29 protein-coding genes and 2 pseudogenes are annotated in these 24108 nt (G+C 42.8%); 29 read left to right on the top strand and 2 right to left on the bottom strand.

Translation table 11 applies throughout. The features are described 5' to 3' along the window. The 28 genes and pseudogenes from DZ860_RS24800 to DZ860_RS18835 all read left to right on the top strand — a co-directional run. A pseudogene (locus DZ860_RS24800) lies at positions 1 to 112 on the top strand (IS30 family transposase); the annotation flags it as partial. 523 nt (positions 113 to 635) lie between these two features. Then, positions 636 to 1229, top strand: coding sequence for a tyrosine-type recombinase/integrase (locus DZ860_RS18710; RefSeq protein WP_120034322.1), 594 nt, complete (start codon positions 636 to 638; stop codon positions 1227 to 1229). Between the two features lie 188 nt (positions 1230 to 1417). After that, positions 1418 to 1822: a DUF6088 family protein gene (locus DZ860_RS18715; RefSeq protein ID WP_120034324.1), complete on the top strand. Its 405-nt coding sequence runs from the start codon at positions 1418 to 1420 to the stop codon at positions 1820 to 1822. A 1-nt stretch (position 1823) separates the two neighbouring features. Continuing rightward, positions 1824 to 2765: a nucleotidyl transferase AbiEii/AbiGii toxin family protein gene (locus tag DZ860_RS18720; protein ID WP_120034326.1), complete on the top strand. Its 942-nt coding sequence runs from the start codon at positions 1824 to 1826 to the stop codon at positions 2763 to 2765. A gap of 19 nt (positions 2766 to 2784) precedes the next feature. Then, on the top strand, positions 2785 to 4317 hold the full coding sequence (locus DZ860_RS18725; RefSeq protein WP_120034328.1) for a type I restriction-modification system subunit M: 1533 nt from the start codon (positions 2785 to 2787) through the stop codon (positions 4315 to 4317). After that, positions 4307 to 5554, top strand: coding sequence for a restriction endonuclease subunit S (locus tag DZ860_RS18730; RefSeq protein WP_120034330.1), 1248 nt, complete (start codon positions 4307 to 4309; stop codon positions 5552 to 5554). Before DZ860_RS18725 ends, DZ860_RS18730 begins: the two co-directional genes overlap by 11 nt. Positions 5555 to 5635: 81 nt before the next feature. Continuing rightward, positions 5636 to 8932, top strand: a complete 3297-nt coding sequence (locus tag DZ860_RS18735) for a type I restriction endonuclease subunit R (protein ID WP_120034332.1) — start codon at positions 5636 to 5638, stop codon at positions 8930 to 8932. 2 nt (positions 8933 to 8934) lie between these two features. Next, the gene (locus tag DZ860_RS18740) at positions 8935 to 9711 is read left to right on the top strand and encodes a M48 family metallopeptidase (RefSeq protein WP_120034334.1); all 777 of its coding nucleotides are present in this window, start codon (positions 8935 to 8937) and stop codon (positions 9709 to 9711) included. A gap of 44 nt (positions 9712 to 9755) precedes the next feature. Beyond that, positions 9756 to 9929 (top strand): hypothetical protein, encoded by a 174-nt coding sequence (locus DZ860_RS24475; RefSeq protein WP_165862932.1) that lies wholly within the window; start codon positions 9756 to 9758, stop codon positions 9927 to 9929. Positions 9930 to 10545: 616 nt separating this feature from the next. After that, a complete protein-coding gene (locus DZ860_RS18745) occupies positions 10546 to 11328 on the top strand; it encodes a ParA family protein (RefSeq protein ID WP_120034336.1) in 783 nt (260 codons plus the stop codon). Between the two features lies 1 nt (position 11329). Beyond that, positions 11330 to 12520, top strand: coding sequence for a ParB/RepB/Spo0J family partition protein (locus tag DZ860_RS18750; RefSeq protein ID WP_014386680.1), 1191 nt, complete (start codon positions 11330 to 11332; stop codon positions 12518 to 12520). Between the two features lie 12 nt (positions 12521 to 12532). Then, entirely contained in the window at positions 12533 to 12805 is a 273-nt protein-coding gene (locus tag DZ860_RS18755) for a helix-turn-helix domain-containing protein (RefSeq protein WP_014386681.1), read from the top strand. A gap of 140 nt (positions 12806 to 12945) precedes the next feature. Further along, on the top strand, positions 12946 to 13221 hold the full coding sequence (locus tag DZ860_RS18760; RefSeq protein WP_014386682.1) for a hypothetical protein: 276 nt from the start codon (positions 12946 to 12948) through the stop codon (positions 13219 to 13221). Between the two features lie 17 nt (positions 13222 to 13238). After that, positions 13239 to 13541, top strand: a complete 303-nt coding sequence (locus tag DZ860_RS18765; RefSeq protein ID WP_014386683.1) for a hypothetical protein — start codon at positions 13239 to 13241, stop codon at positions 13539 to 13541. Between the two features lie 304 nt (positions 13542 to 13845). Then, positions 13846 to 14277, top strand: coding sequence for a hypothetical protein (locus DZ860_RS18770; protein ID WP_046224216.1), 432 nt, complete (start codon positions 13846 to 13848; stop codon positions 14275 to 14277). After that, a complete protein-coding gene (locus tag DZ860_RS18775) occupies positions 14274 to 14519 on the top strand; it encodes a hypothetical protein (protein WP_014386686.1) in 246 nt (81 codons plus the stop codon). Before DZ860_RS18770 ends, DZ860_RS18775 begins: the two co-directional genes overlap by 4 nt. Further along, positions 14516 to 14872, top strand: a complete 357-nt coding sequence (locus tag DZ860_RS18780) for a hypothetical protein (RefSeq protein ID WP_014386687.1) — start codon at positions 14516 to 14518, stop codon at positions 14870 to 14872. Before DZ860_RS18775 ends, DZ860_RS18780 begins: the two co-directional genes overlap by 4 nt. Further along, a complete protein-coding gene (locus tag DZ860_RS18785; RefSeq protein ID WP_046224215.1) occupies positions 14862 to 15614 on the top strand; it encodes a hypothetical protein in 753 nt (250 codons plus the stop codon). The genes DZ860_RS18780 and DZ860_RS18785 overlap by 11 nt, the downstream gene beginning before the upstream one ends. An 18-nt stretch (positions 15615 to 15632) precedes the next feature. Then, on the top strand, positions 15633 to 15926 hold the full coding sequence (locus tag DZ860_RS18790) for a hypothetical protein (protein ID WP_032073016.1): 294 nt from the start codon (positions 15633 to 15635) through the stop codon (positions 15924 to 15926). A gap of 13 nt (positions 15927 to 15939) precedes the next feature. Beyond that, the gene (locus DZ860_RS18795) at positions 15940 to 16143 is read left to right on the top strand and encodes a hypothetical protein (protein ID WP_014386690.1); all 204 of its coding nucleotides are present in this window, start codon (positions 15940 to 15942) and stop codon (positions 16141 to 16143) included. Continuing rightward, on the top strand, positions 16140 to 16361 hold the full coding sequence (locus DZ860_RS18800; protein WP_046224214.1) for a hypothetical protein: 222 nt from the start codon (positions 16140 to 16142) through the stop codon (positions 16359 to 16361). Before DZ860_RS18795 ends, DZ860_RS18800 begins: the two co-directional genes overlap by 4 nt. Then, on the top strand, positions 16358 to 16738 hold the full coding sequence (locus tag DZ860_RS18805) for a hypothetical protein (RefSeq protein WP_120034338.1): 381 nt from the start codon (positions 16358 to 16360) through the stop codon (positions 16736 to 16738). Before DZ860_RS18800 ends, DZ860_RS18805 begins: the two co-directional genes overlap by 4 nt. Positions 16739 to 16807: 69 nt before the next feature. Further along, the gene (locus tag DZ860_RS18810; RefSeq protein ID WP_014386692.1) at positions 16808 to 17929 is read left to right on the top strand and encodes an ISAs1 family transposase; all 1122 of its coding nucleotides are present in this window, start codon (positions 16808 to 16810) and stop codon (positions 17927 to 17929) included. Positions 17930 to 18141: 212 nt separating this feature from the next. Next, a complete protein-coding gene (locus DZ860_RS18815) occupies positions 18142 to 18375 on the top strand; it encodes a hypothetical protein (RefSeq protein ID WP_014386693.1) in 234 nt (77 codons plus the stop codon). Between the two features lie 61 nt (positions 18376 to 18436). Beyond that, positions 18437 to 20398: a hypothetical protein gene (locus tag DZ860_RS18820; protein ID WP_014386694.1), complete on the top strand. Its 1962-nt coding sequence runs from the start codon at positions 18437 to 18439 to the stop codon at positions 20396 to 20398. Beyond that, positions 20395 to 20988: a hypothetical protein gene (locus DZ860_RS18825; RefSeq protein ID WP_014386695.1), complete on the top strand. Its 594-nt coding sequence runs from the start codon at positions 20395 to 20397 to the stop codon at positions 20986 to 20988. The genes DZ860_RS18820 and DZ860_RS18825 overlap by 4 nt, the downstream gene beginning before the upstream one ends. A 291-nt stretch (positions 20989 to 21279) precedes the next feature. Then, complete coding sequence (locus DZ860_RS24310; protein WP_133305456.1) at positions 21280 to 21612, top strand: hypothetical protein; 333 nt, start codon at positions 21280 to 21282, stop codon at positions 21610 to 21612. 76 nt (positions 21613 to 21688) lie between these two features. Beyond that, the gene (locus tag DZ860_RS18835) at positions 21689 to 21862 is read left to right on the top strand and encodes a hypothetical protein (RefSeq protein ID WP_014386697.1); all 174 of its coding nucleotides are present in this window, start codon (positions 21689 to 21691) and stop codon (positions 21860 to 21862) included. Between the two features lie 149 nt (positions 21863 to 22011). Here the strand turns inward: DZ860_RS18835 and DZ860_RS24805 are convergent, their stop codons facing one another. Continuing rightward, the gene (locus tag DZ860_RS24805; protein ID WP_341537397.1) at positions 22012 to 22332 is read right to left on the bottom strand and encodes a restriction endonuclease; all 321 of its coding nucleotides are present in this window, start codon (positions 22330 to 22332) and stop codon (positions 22012 to 22014) included. A 44-nt stretch (positions 22333 to 22376) separates the two neighbouring features. On the opposite strand from DZ860_RS24805, the pseudogene DZ860_RS18845 reads away from it, so the two are divergent. Next, positions 22377 to 23297, top strand: a pseudogene (locus tag DZ860_RS18845) (IS5 family transposase). A 35-nt stretch (positions 23298 to 23332) separates the two neighbouring features. On the opposite strand, the gene DZ860_RS24480 reads toward DZ860_RS18845, so the two are convergent. Continuing rightward, entirely contained in the window at positions 23333 to 24055 is a 723-nt protein-coding gene (locus DZ860_RS24480; RefSeq protein ID WP_014386699.1) for a hypothetical protein, read from the bottom strand. Positions 24056 to 24108: the final 53 nt, after the last annotated feature.

Consider the following 24108-nt stretch of genomic DNA (forward strand, 5'->3'; position numbering starts at 1 on the left):
AACAGACAGCGATATTGAATTCGCTGTATCACGGATAAATTATCGACCGAAAAAGTGTTTAGACTTCAAGCAACCAGCGATTGTCTTTAAAGAAATGACATTGGCTGCTTGATATTGGAGAGTGTCGCACTTCGCAGTTGAATTCGGGAGTAAGCATCTATAAACTGTAGAATTATCAGCTTAACACACGGAACATGGCATTAGTGCTTTTCAATTACTAACAGTGTGACCTTCATTAGAAGTATTCTTACCAAGTAGCTTTGTGCTGTTACACCCGTTCAATAATCATTGAGCCTAGTTATCCAAGTGCTAGATTCAATTTTGGTGAGTTCGTTATGTTTTCATAATTAGTGGTGTGGCGCTAGCTAGGTGACTTTTCTATGCACGAAGTAATCCATAAGTTACTTAAAACGAAAAATTGCTAACGCATTTCTGTCCAAAACCTTCACCGGATGAATTTTTACCCGTGGCATTTTCCAACTCAAAAATGCCCCATTATTAGACAGCGCAAATACATAGCTAATTTAAGTCGCCAACTCTTACCTACTCTTCAACTGCATATCCATTCAATCCGCCACTATTCAATTCTAACTAAAATTCATAAGGCCATTTCAAAGTCATAGAGGAGGTCAATTATGTGGACGAAGAAAGGTCATCTAACTGGGCAGAAAAAGCCGTTCAAGCTTGAAGATATCTGGCGAATTCGCACTCGACTTGAGATCGAGGAAAACATCATGGAACTCGCCTTGCTGAATCTCGCCATAGATTGCAAGTTACGATCATGTGATTTGCTTAGAATGAAAGTGAGAGACATATCTTCTGGTGGTGTCATTCAAGATCGTGTCCTCTACAGTCAAAGTAAGACGGGGCGAGAGGTGCAGTTTGAGATCACTTCCCGTACAGCACAATCGTTAGCACAGTGGATCATGAAAAGCCAAATTACCGCAGAAGATTACCTATTTCCAAGTTCCAGAAGACCGGATAACGCTATGAGCTATAGCCATTATCTGAAAATCATTCGTCGTTGGGCCGCGAAGCTTGGCTACGATCCTTATCTGTATGGTACTCACTCAATGCGCCGCACGAAAGCCACACTCATTTATGCACGGACAAAGAACATCCGTGCGGTTCAATTATTGCTTGGACACGTAAAACTCGACAATACCATCCGCTATCTTGGTGTTGAAATCGAAGACGCATTAAATATATCCGAGAGCACCGAATCTTGAACTAGGTCATCCCTTTTTGTCTTTTAAGGTGGATTACGGCAACATTCAAACAAATCAATTTTAAAACAATAATTTATATTAAAATTCTTGTCTAATCATGCCGTTTTTTCTCATGGCATTATGCCGCATCTATTCCATGAATGTACACGGTCAGTTATACTGCTGTTATTGTACGTAAGGAGGTTCAAATGACAGCAGTAGACCGCATTTGTCAAAAGATAAAGCGTTCAAGACGTTATGTATTTGAACGCAAAGACTTTGATGGATTTGCAAGTTACGACCAAATAGGTCGGGCACTCAGGCAGCTTGTGCAGCAAGGGGAACTAATGAAACTTGGTTATGGTTTGTATACCAAAGCAAGAATTAACAGTCTCACTGGTCAGCCCATGCCCACTAATCCGGGGGGGACAGATGCCCTTATGCGAGAAATTCTTAAAATGAAAGGCGTTGATTTTGAGATGGATAGTCTATCGCTACAAAGTCTTTCAGGCACGAGTACCCAAATTCCATCTTCTATTCAGTATTCATGGGACCCAAAACAGTTTAATCGCAGACTGGTTGTCGGTAGCCGTGTGCTGAACTTACCAAGTTAGTATGAACACACTAAAACAACAATTTCTTGAGGTTTCCGATGCGCTTGAGCTTGGAAACCCAGCCATTATTGAAAAAGATTACTGGGTCGTTGCCTTACTTGCCGAACTAGCGAAAGTTTCTCCTGAGCATCATCAAATGGTGTTTTCTGGCGGCACGGCGTTGGCGAAATCAAACGTTAAAATTCTAAGAATGTCGGAAGATGTGGATATAAAACTCATCCCCAACCAAGCATTTGATGAACTGAGCCGTGCGAAAAAGAAAGCCGCGAGAAAGGCATGTGTTAACGAGATTGAACAGGCGATCACTCAGTCAGAGTTATTTACCGTTGAAGAGCGTTCTGTGCGAGATGAGTACCGCTATGTCGAGTTTGAGCTTAAATACCCGCAGCAGTTTAGTCAAGCCCCCTGCCTTCGCCCAATCATCAAGTTAGAGTTAATCGAAACCATTCCATTACTGGATGTGGAGCCGCGCAGCATTCAATCTCTGGTAGCTGAGTTGTACCAACAACCACAAGAAGTGGGTGCATTTGATTGCGCCTCTATCCATGCTACATTGGTTGAAAAAATCATTTCGATGCTGCGTCGTACCATGTCGGTAAAACGCAATATGGAGCGAAGCGATGATGTTGCTTTAGTTCGCCACATCTACGATGTGCACTGCATAACAACGCTCTCAATGCCTGAACTCAACGAGATAGATGGCCTGTTCAAAGCGGTACTGGAAGAAGATATTGCCCGCTTTGGCAATCAACATGCAGAGTTTGTTGCCAACCCCAAACAAGAGCTACAACTTGGCCTCAAAGAACTGGAGGACAATCCAATTTTCCGTCAACGCTTTCAAGACTTTGTCACGCCAATGGTGTTTAACACCGAACCCCATGATTTTGACACCTGCTTTGCCTCATTTAAACGCATTGCAGCATCGCTAATTGAAAAAATTTAACACTATTCGAGATAATTTAATGCCAAACTCTCCAATCAACCAAGATGAAATCAACAAAGCCGTCTGGTCGGCGTGCGATACATTCCGTGGCACTGTAGACCCATCCATCTACAAAGACTTCATCTTGACCATGCTGTTCTTAAAATACATCTCAGATGTACGTCAAGACAAAGTGGAAGAACTTACTAAACAGTTCGGTGACAACAAAGAGATGGTTGAAGCCATGCTTGCCAGCCAATCATTCAAAATTCCAGCAGGTTCAACTTTCTGGGATTTGTATGATGCACGTAATACCGCAGGTAACGGTACTCGCATTGACCAAGCGCTGCACGCGATTGAAGAAGCCAACGGCACCAAGCTAAAAGGCGTGTTCCAGGACATCAGCTTTAACACCGATAAACTGGGTGATGAGAAACAAAAGAACGACATTCTACGCCATCTATTGGAAGACTTTGGTAAGCCAACCCTAAACCTACGTCCAAGCCGTGTTGGTTCGTTGGATGTAATTGGTAACGCATACGAATACCTCATCAAACACTTTGCCGCAGGTAGCGGAAAATCGGCAGGTGAATTCTATACCCCGCCAGAGGTATCGGATCTACTTTCTATCATTCTAGAGCCACAACAAGGCGACAGCATTTGCGACCCTGCGTGTGGCTCAGGCTCACTATTGATGAAGTGTGGTAAGCAAGTTCAAAAGAACTTTGGCGGCTCTAAGCAGTATGCCCTGTTTGGTCAAGAAGCGATTGGCTCAACGTGGTCACTGGCGAAAATGAACATGTTCCTGCACGGTGAAGACAACCACCGTATTGAATGGGGCGATACCATTCGTAACCCTAAGCTGCAAGATAGCAACGGTGGCTTACTGCACTTTGACGTAGTAACCGCAAACCCGCCATTTTCGTTGGATAAATGGGGGCATGAAGATGCAGAAAGTGATCACTTTGGTCGTTTCCGTCGCGGCGTGCCACCGAAAACCAAAGGTGACTATGCTTTCATCTCGCACATGATTGAAACCCTAAAGCCTGCTACTCCAACAAGCAAGGGCGGTCGCATGGGCGTGGTTGTGCCTCACGGCGTGCTATTCCGCGCATCAAGCGAGGGCAAAATCCGCCAACAACTGATTGAAGAAAACTTGCTAGATGCCGTGATCGGTTTACCAGAAAAACTGTTCTTTGGTACAGGTATTCCAGCGGCAATCTTGATCTTTAAGAAGAAGAAAGACACCCATGATGTAATGTTCATTGATGCGTCGCGTGAGTTCAAATCTGGCAAAAACCAGAACGTACTGACACAAGAGAACATCGACAAGATCGTGAAGACTTACCGCAGCGGCGACAACGTGGATAAGTACGCGTATGTGGCAACCCTTGATGAGATCCGTGAGAACGACTACAACCTCAACATTCCTCGCTACGTGGATACGTTTGAAGAAGAAGCGGAAATCGATTTGATAGCTGTGCGTAGTGAGCGTTTGGCGCTACAAACTGAGTTAGCCGATCTAGAAGCGGAAATGGCGGGCTACTTAAAGGAGCTAGGTTATGGTGCCTAATGGTTGGGAGTTTACAACATTTGAGCATCATATTGATTTGTTAAGTGGTTTTGCTTTTAAAAGTGCTCAATACACAGAAAACAGTGATGATATTCGTTTACTTCGAGGGGATAACATTGCTCCTAACACGTTACGCTGGGACGGTGTAAAAACGTGGGACAAGCACCAATATGCAGAGTTACAGAAGTACCATTTACGTGAAAATGACTTTGTAATTGCGATGGATCGTACATGGGTATCCTCAGGCTTAAAAGTTGCTGAAGTAACTAAAAACGATCTGCCTTGTTTATTGGTTCAGCGTGTCGCTCGTATTCGATCATTACCTACTCTGGAGCAATCTCTTTTAAGACAATATTTTTCAAGCCATCGATTTGAACAATATGTAAAGGGTGTTCAAACGGAAACGGCTGTTCCACACATTAGTTCAAAGCAAATAAAAGAGTTTCCTTTACTGCTCCCTCCACTCCCAGAACAGCGCAAAATCGCCCAAATCCTTTCTACATGGGATCGCGGCATTACAACCACTGAAAAGCTGATTGATGCCAGCAAACAGCAGAAAAAGGCTTTAATGCAGCAGTTGTTGACGGGTAAAAAGCGTTTGGTTGATCCTAAAACGGGTAAAGCGTTTGAGGGGGAATGGGAAGAGGTTAAGTTGGGTGACGTTACAGCTATGAATAGTGGCGGTACGCCTAAATCTTCGGTAAGTGAATACTATGATGGGATACATCCTTGGGTTTCTATTGCCGATATGACAAAGCATGGTAAGTGGATTTCGAAAACAGAAAAGTCACTTACAGATGCGGGATTAGCCAATAGTAGTGCACGCCTATATCCAAAAGGAACTGTTTTATATGCGATGTATGCCTCGATAGGTGAATGTAGCATTTCAACAGTAGAGCTTTGTTCATCTCAAGCTATTTTAGGAATTCGACCTAAAGATAATTTAATAAACATTTACCTGTACTATTACCTTGTTAATTTAAAAGGAAAAATCATTTTAACAGGACAACAGGGAACCCAATCAAACCTAAACGCAGGAATGGTTAAAGGGTTTACTATTAAGTTACCAACTGTCGTTGAACAGGAAAAAATTGCGTCAGTGCTCACTGCTGCTGATAAAGAGATCGAGTTGTTAAATGCCAAACTTGCACACTTGAAGCAAGAGAAAAAGGCGTTGATGCAGCAGTTGCTGACTGGTAAGCGTCGTGTGAAAGTTGCTGAAACCGAAGCCGCTTAACGAGCGCATCTTTTTGATGACTAATACAGGGCTTGTTTAGCAAGCCCTGATAAACAATAAGAACAATGTCATAGGCTAAGTATGGAAACATTATCTCCTAGTGAACCTAAGCACCACGCTCCGAATTTCAAAGAAGAGCAAAGTGCAAAAATCCCAGCACTAACTCTGCTTACTAACCTTGGCTACCAATTCATTCCACCAAGTGAATGCATGGCAATGCGTGGCAACAAAACCACGGTGATCTTGCCGCAGGTATTACGCAAGGTATTGAGCTTTAATACTTACTCCTTCATGGGCAAAGAGCGCCATTTATCACAAGCTGCGATTGATAAAATCGTGCAAGAGCTTGCCAACCCTGCGATGAATGAAGGGCTAAAAGCCGCCAATGAAAAACTCTATAACGCTTTAACCTATGGCATTAGTGTGACTGAGTTTGTCGATGGTAAAAAAGCCAACCCAACCATTCAAATCATTGATTGGGACACGCCTGAAAACAACCAATTCCATTTCACCGAAGAGATGGAAGTTGATAATGCTCGTGGCACAGGTAAACGCATTCCTGATGTGGTCTGTTTCGTTAATGGCTTGCCTTGGGTAGTGATAGAGGCCAAACGCCCTGATAGCAGCATCAATGGCAAACCCACCATCACCGAAGGTATTTCGCAAAACATCCGCAACCAAAAAGTGGATGAAATTCCTCATTTATTTGCTTACAGCCAACTGTTGTTGTCCATCAATGGTCATGATGGCTTATACGGTACGTGCGGCACACCTGAGAAGTTCTGGGCGAAATGGAAAGAAGAAGAAATCACCGAAAGCACCTTTGAACGCCTCAAGAACACACCGCTGAATGACGCAGAGCTGAATGCGATTTTCAGTCATCGCACGCCAGCAATCAAAGACGAATATCTATCACTGATTGCAGGCGGTGATTTGGTGGTGACAGACCAAGACCGCTTATTGGTATCCTTACTGCACCATGACCGCCTACTAGAGTTAACCCGTTTATTTACATTGTTTGATAAAAAAGCAGGCAAGATTGTTGCACGTTATCAGCAAGTATTTGGCATTAAAGCTTTAGTGGAACGCATCACCTCTTTTGATGAGAAGGGCGCACGTAACGGCGGAGTGATCTGGCATACCACAGGTTCGGGCAAATCATTCACTATGGTGTTTTTGTCAAAAGCACTGATTTGGCTAAAAGAGTTAGCGAAATGCCGTGTTGTGGTTGTGACCGACCGTGTGGATTTAGAAGATCAGCTTGCTCGCACCTTTGCCTCTGGCGGCGCACTGTCAGATAAAGACAAAAAAGATGCGATGGCAACCACAGGCAAACGCCTTGCCGAGCAAATTGGTAAAGGCAATGAACGTATCATCTTCTCGATCATCAACAAGTTTGGTACAGCGATTAACCTACCTGAATGCTACAACGATAGCCCAGACATTATCGTATTAGTGGATGAGGGGCACCGTAGCCAAAACGGTGAGAACAACATCCGAATGCAGCAAGCCTTGCCGAAAGCCGCTTACATCGGTTTCACTGGTACACCTCTGCTGCAAGACGATAAAACCGAGAATAAGTTCGGTAAGATCATTCACTCTTACACCATGCAGCAAGCCGTCGAAGATGGCACTGTTACGCCGCTGTTGTACGAAGAACGTAAGCCTGATCTGAGCACCAACGACAAAGCCATTGATGCATGGTTTGACCGTATCACCGATACCCTATCGGAAAAGCAACGCGCTGACTTAAAGCGTAAGTTCGCGCAAAAAGGTCAGATCTACCAAACTGAAGGGCGTTTAGAGTTAATCGCGCACGATATTTCTGATCACTTCCAGAACTTCAAGCAGCAAGGTTTGAAAGGACAACTGGCGTGTGATTCTAAAGCCTCTGCGATCCGCTATAAGAAGCTTCTCGATCAAATCGGTAAAGTCACTTCAGTGGTTGCGATGTCCCCACCCGATACCCGAGAGGGACACGATAACGTCGATAATGAAAGTACCGATCTGGTACAAAATTGGTGGAAAGAAAACGTCGCACAAAAAGGCTGGAGCGATGAAAAAGCCTACACCAAGCACATCATCCAAGAGTTTGAAAAGGATGAAGGTCCCGACATTATGATCGTGGTCGATAAGCTGTTAACGGGCTTTGATGAGCCTAAAAACACCGTGCTCTATATCGACAAGCCGTTAAAACAGCACAACCTTATTCAAGCCATTGCTCGGGTTAACCGCCTGCATAGCAAAAAGCAGTTCGGTTATTTGATTGATTACCGTGGCATCCTCAAAGAGCTGGATATCACCATTGAAAAGTACCAAGACTTGGCTGAACGCACCCAAGGTGGCTTTGATATCGACGATCTCAAAGGCTTGTATAACCGCATGGATACCGAGTACAAGAAGTTGCCAGGTTTGTATGATGACCTTTGGGCAATTTTTTCTGGTGTGAAGAACAAGCAAGATGGGCAAGCACTTCGTCAGGCTTTAGCTCCTAAAATTGATACCATTGACGGTCAATTAACGGATACCAACTTAAAGCTGCGTAATGACTTTTATACGGCATTGACTAAGTTCGCCAACTGCCTAAAGGTTGCCCTGCAATCGGCGACGTACTTTGAAGATAAGAGCTTCGACAACAAGCGTGAACTATACAAGAGCACGTTGAAGTCCATGAGCCAACTGCGCCAACAGGTACGTGCTGATGCAGAAGAAACCGTGGACTACGACGAGTATTCGGAAAATATTCGCGCCATGTTAGACAAGCACATAGCGGGTGTGTCGATTGAAGAGCCAGAAGGCGCTTATCTGGTTGGCAACATGGGTAAAGATGCCAAACCAGAGCAAATGACCGATGATGAAGCCAAAAACAAAAAGGATGTCATCACAGGTCGTGTAACCAAGATGATTGAGCAAGATTTGGCGGATGATCCGTATGCTCAAGAGTATTTCTCAAACTTGTTAAAGCAAGCCATCGAGAAAACCAAGGAAATGTTTGATAGCCCTGTTAAACAGTATCTTCTGTTTGCGGATTTCGAGCAGCAGGTCAGAGACCGCGATGTGGCAGGATTACCAACGGATCGCTTTGCAGAGCTTGACCCTAAATTCAAACGCCATGTTCAAGCCTACTATGGTCTGTTCCTAAAAGTGCTAGGTGAGCCATCACCGCTAACGGAAGATCAATGCTTTAAGTATGCGTTAGACATTGATGGCATTGTGCGTAAAGCCGTTGCTGAGTTTTCAATTAATCCATCAGAGATTGAAAACCAGATCCGTTTAGGACTGCTGCCACTGCTGTTCAATGATGTTGGTATCGATAAGGCACAAGCGATCATTACGGATGTCATTCAAATCACTCGCCTTGGTTTGTCAGGTCACTAAGCATGACTTCGGTTAACCATAAAGAAGGCAATACCGAGGAATACAGCTTCATCTATGGTGATGAAGCTGTTACTTATGAGGTGATCCGCAAGGTATTTGCTGAAGGCAAGAAAAAGAAAATCACCATTCGAGTTCACCCAGATTGTCGAGTGGCTGTCACTGCGCCTCAAGATGCTGAAAAATCAGCAATCCATGAGGCGGTCATGCAACGCGCTCAATGGATTTGGAATGCACTGGTCGAATTCCGATCTCATTTAGAATATGTGCAAACCAAACACTATGTGAGCGGTGAGATGCAATTCTATCTAGGCCGCCGCTATGTGTTAAAGGTGGTTGAAGACCAAGAAGCAATTTCCAATGTGAAAATGGAACGAGGCAAGCTGTTAGTCACTCTTAACCGCTTTAACGAAGATAAGCCCAAGCTTGTCAAAGCACTGGTATCTGGTTGGTATGGTGTTCGTGCCGAGCGCGTATTCCATGAACGCTTAGCTGAGCTTTTACCGCAGACAACGTGGGTTGATGGCATCCCCTCATTTCGCATTATGCCGATGCAAAAACAATGGGGAAGCTGTTCAGCCAAAGGCACGTTGATGCTCAACCCTCACCTGATCAAAGCACCCAAAGAGTGCATTGACTACGTGATTTTGCATGAGCTTTGCCACATCGCAGAATACAACCACAGCGAGCGTTTCTGGCGCTTATTAACCAGCGTGATGCCGAACTGGAAAGAAGTGAAAAGTAAGCTAGATGGTATGGCGGAATTGTATTTGAATGAATGAGATCATAACCAACGAGTTAATTGATGCAACAAAGGAGTTTGATTATGCGTTGTCCTACTTGTGAAAAACATATTGGTTGGGATTGGCTCGAAGATGAGTGTATTGAACCCAATGAAGAATTTGAGTGTCCTCATTGCAATGAAACTTTGCGTTATGAGATTGATGAAGGCACGTATCTTGGTGCGCAGCATATAACGATTGAAGTGGTGGATGATTAAAGGGTTGTTGTTAACTTACCTTTAATTGATTTTACTCAAAAGCAATGAATAATCATTCGCTGTCTGAATAGCTTTCACCGGAATTCAAGCCACAATTATTGGCAGTAGATATTTCACCCTAGCCAATAATTGTCCAAAAGTTTGCTAGAGATTGAACAAACTTTGTCATTTCCACAGTGCTTCTGGTAACAATGCACCTTAAAAATGATCAAACTTTAACTTTTGCATCCTGTCGCTGATATTGAACTAGCAAGGGAGTATTACGTCAGGTCTAGACGCCCAGTAATTTCAGAGAGCCCAGTAGCTATTGAGGATTTGGCTGACAATAATCCAATCCAGAACCAAGAAACTAAAGAAGACTTGCTAACCGAAAAAAACAAGCGCAAGGTAATATTGGATTGAGACAGGATGCACATTGTTCTGTCGATACAGTTCACCTAAACATTGATGATTTTTCTCGCGGCCCTTTGAGGCCGTTTTTTTATCTGTAATTGTTATGTTAGTACCACGATATGACATTGCAGTATCATAAAGTGAGTGTTAGAATCTTTCACATGTGAAAGTGGCGATGTTTCGTCACTAGGAATCTCATTTGCAATCGGAGAGCGAGGTAAACATGGCAAAAGCTATCGCCTATGCCAATCAGAAGGGAGGCGTGGGTAAAAGTACTATCTGTATCCAGCAAGCCTTCGATTTGGCAGAAAAAAAGAAAAAAGTCCTGGTACTGGATTTCGATGGTCAGGGTAATACATCTTCACGTTTGGCTCCTCGTGTGGAGTTGGAAGATGGCAGCTACGAGCCAGTATATAGCGGTACTAAAGTAGCTGAATTGTTCCTTGATAACTGCTCAAGCATTCAAGTAACGGAGTGTCCATGTGGTGTTGATTTGATTTACACGCCCAAAAACGATCCGGATTTGTTTGAGATGGAGGCAGTGCCATTGGAACAAGCAATGAACCCAGCTCGACACTTAAAAGAACTAATCAAAGACTATGATTACGTGTTGATTGATTGCCCACCGAGTCTTGGCCGTAAGCTGGTTGCTGCACTGATGATTGCGACGCATATTGTATGTCCTGTAAAACTATCTGGCTTTGCGGTTGATGGTGTAGAGGGCTTGCTGACGACCATTATCGGTGTTCAGCAACAGCACAATCAAAACTTAGAAATCCTGGGCATTGTCATCAATGATATGGATCGTTCAGTGAACCACAACAAATCGTTTACTGAGCTGAAAAAAGCTATCCCAGAGTTGATCTTTAGTAACATTATTCAACACCGTCCACCGCTTGATTCTGCAACTACAGATGGAGTTCCAGTATGGTCTCTTCGCTATGGTCATGTAGCAGCAAAAGAAGTGCGAGCGGTGCTGGACGAGATTGTAGAGAAGGTAGGTTAAGATGAAACTAAATAACCTAAAAAACCTCAACCAGTTAGCTCAAGCCGCCCAAAAAAAGCAGCCAGATGGTAAGGTAATTCTGACGGTTCCTGTTGATGAAGTTATTTCAAAAGAACAGGTTCGTAAACGGTTCCGTAATATCGAGGAACTGGGTGATTCAATTTTGGAAGAAGGCCAGCAATCCGCGATTGTGGTCTACCCGAAAAATGAAGACGGCAAATATGTCATTCAAAAAGGCGAACGTCGCTGGAGAGCATGTAAAGCCAAAGATATTCCAACAATTGACATCGTTGTTAACGAAAAAGAACAAACGGACTTGGACGAAACAGCGGGAGAATTGATAGAGAATATTCAGCGCGATGATTTGGCTGCACTTGAAATTGCTAATGCTTTACAAGTATTCATTGATAATGGGTGGCAGCAAAAAGACGTTGCAAAACGTATCGGTAAGAACACAATTTTTGTTTCAACGCACCTTTCATTATTAAAAATGCCTGACTGCGTTCGAGAATTATACGATAATGACATTACAGCTGATACGGAAACACTCAATAACTTACGTTTGCTATTCGAACTGAATGAAGAGCGATGCCGGGCTGTCTGTGCCGTTGCTATGAGTGATGGCATGACACGTAAGCAAAGTCGTGAGTTGTTGAATGATGCAAAACGTATCAAGAATGGTGATGAACCAACTTCAAATGAAGATGGTGCAGTAACCAATAACTCTGAGCAGGATAATAATTCGAATTCTGACTCAGAATTGGGTGAAGAGAAGGGTGGCAACTTTACACAAAGTGATGTGGAAAGTTCTGATGATACAACGGGCGATAATGTTGTTCATCAAGCTACGGGAGAGGAATTTACTTCTGATGATGCTTCATCTCAAGGCGATACAAACGCGCCGGGTGATAAGCAGGTTGATGAAAGTGATGATGCAACCGATGATGCCGAAGAAGAAGGCATTGAACCTCCTCTTGCAAAAGGTAAAGACTGGAAAGGGGCTGACCCACGTAAGTTAGTCATCACCGTGAATATTATCGGTGAGAGTGAAAATAAGCGTGGTGTACTGATGACAGATCGTATTGCTACTGAACCAAATGTGGTTTGGGTTAAGACTCTTGTTGGTGAGAAAAAGGAAGTAAAGCCAATAAAAGTAGCGGTGACTGACATCGAGCTCGTAAGCGTTGAGTAAGGTAAGTATGGAATGAAGTTATCTCAGGATATGAGTCGCAAGTTTGAACTGGTAAATGCGCTGTCTAAGTTAGATAAGCCCAGCTTGCACGATCTCCATTCAGAGACCAAGATTCCTGAGTCCACTATTAAACGCCAACTGGCGATGCTTCGTGATGAGTTTGATATGAAAATTATATTCATCCGTGAATCGAGGGGAGAGCGAGGAGCTACAGGCTACTATATGATAACGGACTGGGGTATTTTGGACCGTGAGAAGTTCATCTTGCGGCACGGAAAGCTCTGATTGTAATATCCAACCTCAAATTAGCCCTGGCATTGCGCCGGGGCTTTTTTATGCCTGTAGACTTTTAAAATTTTATAAGCATTATAAAGTGATGCTGTAATATTGAGGAGGTAGCTCCTTTAGTTTTTTGGAGGTCTCAAATGAAAGTTCTTCATCTCCCTGTGAAAGCTCTGTATTTCAGACAAATGCAAACCGGGGAAAAGAAGTATGAATATCGTCTTCAAACGGATTACTGGCGGAAACGTCTGGAGGGTCGCGAGTATGATGAGGTGCATATCAAGCTTGGCTATCCAAAATCTGGGGATACCGAGAAGATTTTAGTTCGACCGTGGAAAGGTTTTGAGGAGATGGTTATTACTCACCCTCATTTTGGTGATGCTCCCGTTAGCGTGTTCGCAATCAAGGTCAATGAGTAATAGGAGATGTACTGATAATGGATTCAGAATTGAAGCAAGAAAGCAAATTTTACCGGGACTTTGAAGATAAGTTGCTACACGTTATAGCAAAAGCCCATGTGATAAACCTGAGCTGTATGAGCAAAGGTGAAGCAATGCGACTGGTTGCTCATTTAGAAAACCTAAACCCTGAAAAATATCCAGAATTTTATGGGGTTAGCAAGTCGCTAATAAACGTTACGAGTTCAAATCTGATTGTTACATTGAACAACACTATTCAAAAAATGAGTTCAAGTCTGTCTGCGCGATTGGCTTTGATCAATCCTGAAAATACCCGCTAGTTTGTACAGAAAAGGGCAATTACTCCCATTGGTATATAGCGTAGGTAGGGGCATGATTGCCCTTGTATCTAAAAAAGTAGCGAGGCTCCGATAATGAATGAGCAAAAGAACCGGGCATTCTGTGAGCAGATGGCTGCGGCAACGGTAGAGCTTGGGACACAAGAGGCACTCTTGTATGGCTAGGTACATGATAGCCATCGCACACGATCAGGGAATCTCATTACAGTTTGAGTGCGATCTTGGTTCTTTAGAAGTCCAACCAAATGAAATACTGATAAAACACTAAAAATTACAGGAGTTGGCTATGAGCAATGCACTGAGAGTTATTACAAAACAACTTTCAAAAGAGTCTGATCCCGCGTTCTTAGAGTTTACAGCTCGGATAGTTGAATCTATTGAATTGGTTTTAGGTTATGAACCAACAGTTGAGAAAGTACGCGACTTGTTGGGAAACAAGAAAAAAACCGTAGCCTTGTTGAATTCTAGTCACAATGAGTCCGTTGTTAAGTTAGCTCTGGAGATCTCACAGTACGACGATAGCCACTACGACACATTACTTTCGGCAGGTATGTCTGCTTTAAACCGATACTTGTCAAAGAATAGCGGTTCTGTTTCTGGTTGTATGTTCATGCCTGGAGATATCACTGCGAAAGAGTTGGCCGAACGATTTAACGGAGAATGGATGTTCTTTAGCGATGATAAGAAGCTTTCACTTACTACAGGAGAAATGTCGTGACGGAACAAAACGAAATGGTGGCATTAGATGGCTATAAATTGCATTCCAAAGTAAAGCGCTTTTTTATTTACGTGTTTATAGCTATGGCTGCCCTGAACTTTATTCAGTTGATTACCAATTTTTACTTACCAGAAAAGCTCTTAATTATCGCAAATGGATTCGCATTAATTTGTGCTGTTTTGAGCGTTATTGATAAGGCCCACTTGTGGGAAAAAACAAGCAGTGATGGGGAAGGCCAGTGAATCGACGTAGACTGTATTTTTTGATAGCGTTCTTGGGTTCGTTGGCATTAGTCAGTGCAAAATTGAAATGGCCTGGGTTCATTGTTGGTGGTATGAGTATTGGTTTTGCTCTTCGATGGTTTCTCATCCACCAGCCTCTCAATCAAGATTCTCGCCCGTTAGAACGAATCGTAACGATCTCTGGAATAGGGCTTTTCATGGTTTTGTCCGGTGGCCTTTTTCATCTGGGGGATAATCCTGCCTTTATCGACCTTATGTTTATGTGGGGGTGTGCATCCTCGGGAGTTGCCTTAGCTGAACTGGTTAATGTGAGAAATCCGGATCGAAGTGAGGGAACTCGAAGTGAGCACTAAGATATACAATGGGTTAATTCTGCGCAATACAACGTTAGAGCAGGCACTAACCAAATTATGCTCCTTGCGCTCTGGTTGCGTTGATACGGCCAAAAAAGCCATCGCAAAACTGGGAGCTAGAAAGCTTGCATTTGATGCAGATATCTCGGCAAACGTAACCATGCTCCAAAAGGATAGAAGCTGCCAAACTCTGTCAGATCTGAGAACTATGTTTATCGAGGAAAAGCATAAAGTTTTGGTGGACGGTATTCGTAGTACGGATTGGGACTTCACTTTTAATGTCTGCTTAATTCCCTGGGGACAACATACATTAGGTTTGTACTACGTTGAAAACGATATTGGGTATCGCCAATCCTTAATCGACGTTGGATTTCAAGATTATCATTACCAAAACTCGACAGATAAACCTAACGATGTGACTGATTCAGAATGGAGACAAAGAGAACTCGCTTGGGAATCAGTGTTACCTGGTTGGACAAGACCAATAGAACGCGGTTTGTCTTACAGCGTGGTTGATTGGGATGATTACCAGAGTGCTGTTCATAGTAAAAGTCTGATCCAAGAAAACATCCCTTCACAAAGCATTAGACGCAAGCGAGTGGCGGTAAGTTTGACAGAGCTGGAGTTGACAGCGAGTTTTCCTACTTCATCTGCGTTTGAAATTGTTGAAAAAACCAGAGAGCTATATCCGGATAGAATTGATGACGTATTGCTCGGTGATGTAACGGTAGTACGTTTCTAAAATAGGGGGGGGGGAGTAATGCTGGATTTTTTCTTTATAGGCCCATTAGTCATTGGTTTGGTTTGTTGGTTTAAAGCCCCAAATGAGGAATGGGAGTCACTCGCTAAAGATTTTTCAAAGCGCTGGGCGTTAAGCCTTATAGCTATGATCGCTGCTGCCGCGTTGGGAGGAATAACGATGCCAAATGGACCAGAAAGTAGTGAGTCAGCATGGCTCATATTTGTTGGAATCATTTGGTTTGTATGCATTGTTACGATGCTTTGGGTTGCCCTAACCACACTAATGCAAGCGATTAAATTGAAGAAACAATAATAAGGAACCGAGTATGGCTCACGTAGATCAATATATTGAAGATTGGTTAATGGTGTTCAGAGCTGCGGGTATAAGCGATGAAGTTGCCCAGGAGGAATTTGGCTTGTGGTGTGAAGGGCTCGATGGCGAAATTAGCAATGAGTACACCCAAAACGCACTATCTGTCATCAACGCAGCTGAACAGGCAATTGAAGAACTACAAGGAATTGCTGGGTGAGAAGAAAGCGTTCAAACTGGGTATCCGTAAGTCATTTAAGCGCCTATGCCGCTGATCCATCTAAATTTTGCCAGCACAGAGGACAAGCATACAACTCCGAGGCTGCAAACGCTGGATTAAAGGCTCACGCCCAAGCAGGAAGTGGTAACAGTCTTTTACCGTGGTTAGTGATTATTGTTGTAGCCATATTGGTTGCTATTAACTGGGATTTGTTATGACTGGGGAACTAGTGTTTTTGCTGGTGGCGTCAATCGGCCTATTGATGGTTATTCTCAGAGGGCTGTCCATAAAGAGGCAGTTCCATATGCCTTGGTACTGTATCGTGCTGGGGGCTGATATAGGCGGTTGGAAAAAGCCTTGGTTTATTAAACGCCGAGGAGTCTGCGGAGCCCCTGATGCAGTATTTTTTGATCCATTGCGTTTTAGATACATTGCAGGAGAATTTAAAAGCAGAGCGTTCAATGGGCGAATAACAATCCGTGAAAAGTACCAGCTCACACTTTATACCGGGTTAATTCAGCGATTCTGGCTACCTCAAGCACAGGGTGTCATAGCCTATGGTTGTGGGCAGGGTGAGATCGTGAACGTTTTTTGAACAAAATCACGACCGATTTGACGATCACAATTAGCTGTGATCATATACTCCCTTTTTAGGGATAACATCATGCACATTGACCACTTCAAAGAACATTTTCAAACGATTATCGACCAACGCCAAGGTGCAAAGGTCACTTATTGCCTGTTTGAAGTCCTTTTTGGCTCGCTATGTGCGGTGATTGCAGGTGCGAAAGGCTGGTTTGATATTCGTGAATATATTCGCGGTCATCATGATTGGTTTAAGCGTAATAACTTGTTTTTGAATGGTATTCCTGCGGATGACACCATTGCTCGCATCATCTCTACGATTGAGCCTGAACAGTTTCATGAGTGCTTCGTTAACTGGATGTCGTCAATACACACTCTTACCGATGGGCAAGTGATTGCGATTGATGGCAAAACGCTTCGCGGCTCATATAATCGTGAAGACAGGACGAGCACTATTCATATGATTAGTGCTTATGCGTCGTCCAACAAGCTCGTACTAGGACAGCTGAAAACCGAACAAAAAAGCAATGAAATTACAGCGATCCCTGAGCTGATAAAGATGCTCGACATCAAGGGAGCTCTAGTAACCATTGATGCTATGGCCTGTCAAACTAAGATTGCTAAAGCCATTGTAGATCAAGGTGGAGACTATCTGCTTGCAGTAAAGAGCAACCAAGGAAAACTCCGACAAGCAATAGAAAAGGCATTCTCTTCTCAGCGAGCCAATGTGACAAATAACATCTCTCTTGAGCAAGGACATGGCCGTATCGAGTCTCGCCAATGCTATGTTTTTGACAGTACTAAACTTGAAGGTAACTTCTCTCGCTGGAAAGGCTTAAAGAGCGTTGTAATGGTTGAAAATTTTCGCCTTGAGAAAGGAAAATCTGTCGACCTAGAGTACCGTTATTACATCAGCTCCAAAGCGCTTAGTGCAGAACAAGCTGCTATGGCAGTCAGAGAACATTGGGGCATAGAGTCAATGCACTGGGTGCTTGATGTCACAATGAATGAAGATGCTTGCCAGATATACAAAGATCATGGTGCTGAGAATTTATCATGCTTGCGCCACATGAGCTTGAACATGCTCCGTGAAGAACCAACCAAGCTAAGCATAGTGGGGAAGCAAAAGCGATGTATGATGAATACGTCTATGCTAGAGGCAGTATTAAGTGCTGGTTTTAGTCAGATGGCGAAAAACTAGGCACTCATGCGGTCGCCCTGTGGTTGTGGGCGAGTATTGAAGCTGGACTATGATAAGACACTTTTTAAAAAGCTTATGGCTCTTCGAGGCGAAGTCAAATCTGCCAGAAAAAATTGGAGGCCAGTCGATCACAGACCGTTGTATAAGCGATAGACAAAACTTTTTTACAGGGTTAATATATGATTCTGTAATCTGGCTGAGAGGTCAATGTTATGGCATATAACCCAAACAGTGATGAGGTGTGGGGTAAAGAACTAAGGGTGTATAGTTCGATGAGTGAAGCTGACTACCACCGAGTTCTCCAGCAAGGCGCTTTTGCTTATCAAAGTGGAACGCCATACGCAGAAAACCCGCACAATGATCACGAGTCGAAAGCAGCATGGATTGAAGGCTGGCAACTCGCAGCATTTCATGAACGGATGTCTACCACTCGAACCGTGCAATAAGTTTAATTTGATAAACCAGTGCCTGACAGTGTTCGTCGGCACCTTAATAAAGCGTTATTTTATGAAAAAGTTCCTAAATGTTTTCCAGTTGCCTACTGGATATCAAGTACGTATTGGTAAAAAAACAAAGTCTTTCAATGCCGGAGTATCTAGTGATAACGCGCTTAATTCAGCGTTATCCTTTCGCCTGGATATGTATAAACAGGGGGTCTTACCCGCTAATTGGAATGTTGGTTATTTTGAGCCCAATGCTATCAAGATTATTGATCAGGATAAGCAGAAACGTTCACGTTGCACCATCCGAACAAAGACAGATCGGAAGCCCACACACATAGAGGCATATTGGTCAAAGTTCAAAAACCTAGCCGAAGCGCATTCCTTTTTGAAGCGCGAATACAGCAAATGGTGTAGAGAGCACAATGCAATAGCTAAGCTGTATAACCAAAAGCGCAATGAGATTCTGTTCATCTCGGCCCAGAAAGAGAAAGAACAAAAAATATCAATCCTAAGTGATGGCATTAAGTTTGATGCGAAGCTTTGGAACGAGTGTGTGGCCGAATATGAAGGAGTGATGCCTGTTCCTAATACAATCTCTGATCATGTCCAGGTAGAGGCTTATAGTGACAGTGGTGAGAAGGATATCGACCTTAGCCACCATTTCGCTGTTAATGTATCTGATCAATTGGAGCCATACCAGTCTTCCGAAGTTCTCCATGAACTATTGGACCCGGTATACGATATCCTACATGTTGATAACCATGCTGCATTAAAACTAATGCCAGAAGTAAAATGTAGCTACAAAGCTATGCGTGAGAAGTTACGCAAGATTAAGCCAAACCGTAATGTAAAGGGTGCGATTTGTGCTCCATTTTCTATTGAGACAAAGCTTAAATCATCGTTCCTCGATTTTGCCATACCAGCGTACTGGGATGGACTTCCTTTAAACCCATCCAAAACAATCGTTAATCTAGCCAGTCATAATGGGATCATTCAGGCTGCAAGTCTTTTAGCGACAGCTTCATTTATGTTTATGGGCTACATGCAAAAGCAGCGTATGTTGCAATCGGATGAGAATATAGAACTAGAATTTCCTGTGTTCGAAATCAGTGAAAAGATGCTGAATTCTGCAATTGACTCTATCTACCAAGCGCTTCTATTACAAATGGGACGGAAGGCACTGAACTCGATGGGTAAGTGCGAAGAACGATTAAATCTGTGGCATGACGTTGATGTCTGTGACGTCTACGACGATCAGTTTGGAACTGCTGTCCAGATGGGGCAATGGCAGTGCTTTATGCCCCGAAGCAACAACGCGACGTTGCGTAAACTTCAACTATTGGTGCTGGTGGCAAAAATTGAGCATAACCTAGAAGAAGGCTTTGTTCGTCGTCAACTGTCGAAAAGTGGTATCGGAATTACACCCGTTGATAAATTGAAAGATAAGTACAGCCATATTTCTCATGATTCAATTGAGCGATTTGAACAACTCCGGGATCAGCTCTATGTATCCTCAAAGAAATTCTACCCCTTAGTTAACATGAGTTCTTTGCAAACCCCCAAACCTGATCAAGTGTTTATGGCAAGATGCCGTCATTGCGGCCATGTTCCGAATAAAACCATGCGCAAAAAAGATGGGGTCTGGTTTGGAGCAATCCAGTGCCCCAACCATTTAGACGAAGCGGTATCCGGTGAAAGGGAATATGAAGCCGAACTTCATGAATTAGTGATTGAGTGGCAGAAACGTAACCTGAAAAACTTTGATTTTTCTAAGACATATATGTGGGACCTTTCCAGAAAATCATTCTCTACTGAGCTTGGACCTTTCCTCGATGAAGTAAAGCGTCGTCTTTCCGATATGGTTGAGTACAACAGTCTCGCAATATCACTTCCAAAAGAGATCGTAAAGGACAGGCCAGGGAAAAACTTTGCGAAGCGTATCTATGCGAATTATCTCTGGGCGTGTTTTTTCTATGATGCTTATCAAATCAAACTTTCAGAACTAAAGAAGGAGACCGCACGATGAAATCAGGTCTTGAACGGTTGAAGGAAATAGTGACACAAAGTGCGTTTTATCGTTCTCCGAATTATTCCGTAAACGTTAGCTTTAAAGACTTATTCAAACCCGTTGGTGGTTTGCTTGCCTACAATAGCTTGGTGCAAGAGCTAACAGAGGAGATAGCTTTATCTCCTTATGAGATACTTGAAAAGTTAACCCCTGAGTTTCAGCGTTCCAATCAGAAGTGGACGAAAAACATGCAGCAATGTTTCGTTGAAAACCTCTTGTGTGGATGTGAAACGAAAGTACAGCTTTATGATGTGAAAGGCAGGGGGGGAGAGCTGGATGATTCCCTTATCTTAGATGGGTTACAGAGGCTTACCGCTATTGCGGCGTTTCATTCTGGTGAATTCGCTGTATTTGATGAACTGTATTGGGAAGACTTAAAATCTGGAGGTATTTTCCCAAGGTTGAATTTGATCGTGAACATCTACCAGTTTGATTCTGATATTGAGGCATGTCGTTTTTACATTCAGATGAATAAAGGAATTACCCATTCTGAGGCTGATTTAGAAACTGCATATTGCTTTATGCGCAAGCACGGTGAAAAAGTCTAGGTAGTCATTATGGTGTGCATTTTAAGGTCTAAACGGATTGAGTCATCTCGTCAGATATCACTTTGTGGAAAAGTTGTATCTGGTAACGGAGCTCATTATAGGAACATCACCGCTGCGAAGAACGGAGCTCAGCCAGTATGCAAAGACTGTTTAAATTCGCTGGGAATGACAAGATATCAATTGCGGCCAACTAAGAAAAAGAAGCCTAAAGTTAAACCAAAAATGGCAAAGAAGGTTTCTAGGAAGGTGCATGAGTCCTCTGCGAGACAGCCAAAGTTCAATAGACAGGATGTGTTAGATAACAAGGAACTGTTTATTGGGTGTGCAATGGTTATGTTAGAACAGCAGGAAAGGTTAGAACAGTTCCTTGAGAATAACGCTAATGCCCAAATTGCACTTGATTACTACTATTACGGGCAAACAGCTAGAATGACTGCTGAAAAGTACAAATCGACGCAGGTCAGCATTCCAAATAGAGCCAGAACGGGTCTAATTACGTTTAGTGAAGAAATTGAATGCAACCCATTAGATTGGGCATCATGGCCCGTACAATCTCTCTGGGAGCTAAAGAGAACGTTATTAAGTATTGCTGTTGAAGCTGTGCCAGAACAGTTAAACAACTAAGAGGAAAAATCATGCACCAGGAAGTAGATCCAAAAGGGCTAACGTGGCCTATTAAACCGTCAATTGTTGTTGATTGATGATTTGGTTGCATGCAGGTACAGTTAATGTGTGCTTATCACCAGAGATCCCACCAGCAGTTTTTTCGCTCAAACAATGTTTTGAAAACGTGCCTTTCAAAAATGAATCTCAAAAAGGCTGGGCTAAGGTGCTTCGTGAAATCGCTGACAACTTAGAACAGAATGACCAATAATAATACCTAGTGGGGTTAGTATGTTGGATTTTGCAGGGATTTGAAAATAAGTACTTTGAAAAGCTTGTTGTTAAAAAAAATATTTTTTCTAATGTCTAATATATATAAAAACTAGGGAGGCTGTTTAGCCCCCCTTGAAATTACAAAATCTAAACAGCAAAAGATTGTTTTACTAGTTCAATGATCTTATCACCAGCATATTGGGTTTTAAACTCAACTTTTATATCTTTACTAATTTGGTTGAACAGCTCTTTAGCGTGTTCAATTTTTCGTTCTTCTTCTTTGCGAAGATTATCTTTTCCATCAACATTTTTCGTCTCAATGATGAAGTTTAGGTAATCACCCGAGTCAGTTTTAACTACATAAGCAAAGTCAGGTGAATAGGAGTAACCTCCAGAAACAGGTATCTTGATTGAGTTTTTAGGTTTTTTGGTAGGCTTTGTTGCGTAATTCAGCGGAACTAAATCCAGAACCTACGATCTGATTAGCTACATTCACTTCCTCTCGTAGCCCTATGCCTAAACCTCGTTATAAAACAACCAACTGGAAGCAATACAATCAATCACTCATTAACCGTGGCTCTCTGACCTTTTGGATTGATGAAGAGGCGATAAGCGGTTGGGCGCAAAGCAAACAGAATAAGCGCGGGAGGCCACGTCGGTTCAGTGATTTAGCTATTACGACAGCACTCATGGTGAAACGAGTTTTTTCTATGCCGCTGAGAGCGCTGCAAGGATTTATCGACTCGATATTTAGGTTAACCCATGTACCGCTAAGTTGTCCGCATTACACCTGCATCAGTCGTAGAGCCAAACAAGTAGAGGTCTCATTTAAGACTAAAACGAGAGGAGCGATACAACACCTAGCCATTGATGCAACTGGCCTTAAGGTTTATGGCGAAGGTGAATGGAAAGTCAAAAAACACGGGACGGATGGCAAGCGGAGAGTCTGGCGAAAGCTTCATATTGCCGTCGACACAAACACTCATGAGATCATTGCCGCCGAACTAAGTTTATCAACGGTTACAGATGGCGAAGTACTCCCGAACTTACTGAAACAAACACGCCGAAGTATCCTTGAGGTGTCTGGTGATGGCGCTTATGACACAAGAGCGTGTCACACTGCTATTAAGATTAAGGGAGCCATTGCGCTTGTTCCCCCACGAGAAGGGGCAGCCTTCTGGGAGCGTGGTCATCCTCGAAATCTCGCCGTGGGTTGCCAGAAGTTATACGGCTAAAATAAGTATTGGAAAGAGCGGTATGGATACCACAAACGTTCACTCTCAGAAACAGCGATGTATCGAGTTAAACAGTTGCTAGGAGGGAAACTGAGCTTAAGGAATTACAATGCCCAGGTGGGTGAATCTTACGCGATGATAAAAGCGTTGAACAAGCTTACTAGGTTAGGTATGCCTGAAACTTGTCGTATTGACTAAGAAATACGCGAAACGGGGTTGCTCTATCTCTAAATTTAATTACGCAACAAAGCCCCTTGAAGGCGAGATATATCGAGCTGATTAGAAAGTGTTGTTTTATTTTTTTTAGTCGGCATTCCTCTACTGAAAACGGAACTATGATAGAAGAAATCACTTACAGCATTATTTTCTAAGACATAACTAATGGAGGGGGAGTCTATAAAATCCCTATATAGTATAAACTTAGGGACGTTAACGCTGTATTTAGTTTTTCCACTATGTCTAACAATTGAATTCACTACTCTTTTGGGTAAAAAATGCGTGTTATATATTAGGCTTCGAACTTCAAAATTATCATAGCCTAATGAGTGTAATTTTTTACATTCAGTCTTTAGGAGCTTCTTAATTTCGAATTCATATAGATCTAGGTAACACCTTGTAGATTTATTTAATATTCCTAAAAATAACTTTTCTACTCGTTTTACTTTACATTGTTTGTACAATGGCAGTGCTACAGCGACCCCTAAAGAACTCTTATTTGATAGTGCGTTCACAGGGAAATTGTTGTCGATTCTTGGTTTTTTGTATCTATCTACGCTATTCATGAAATCTGTCGTTGGAGTGGTTATTTCTCTACACTTTTCCTGTTTGAATTTAGCTAAGCTATATAAATAAAGGCTATTAATCACTCTTTGCCTATCATTATCCATCCAGCCTAGATTAAGATACAGGGTGTGGTGTTTGAAAGCAGCTTTGGCGTGTTCTCGGTTATGATACATAATGGACCCTTAAAAATTTAAAATGCTAAATATCACTCTGTTTAATGGATGTT

Origin of the sequence: Vibrio sinensis, assembly GCF_003605645.1 — a bacterium.
In the GTDB taxonomy this organism is placed as follows: domain Bacteria; phylum Pseudomonadota; class Gammaproteobacteria; order Enterobacterales; family Vibrionaceae; genus Vibrio; species Vibrio sinensis.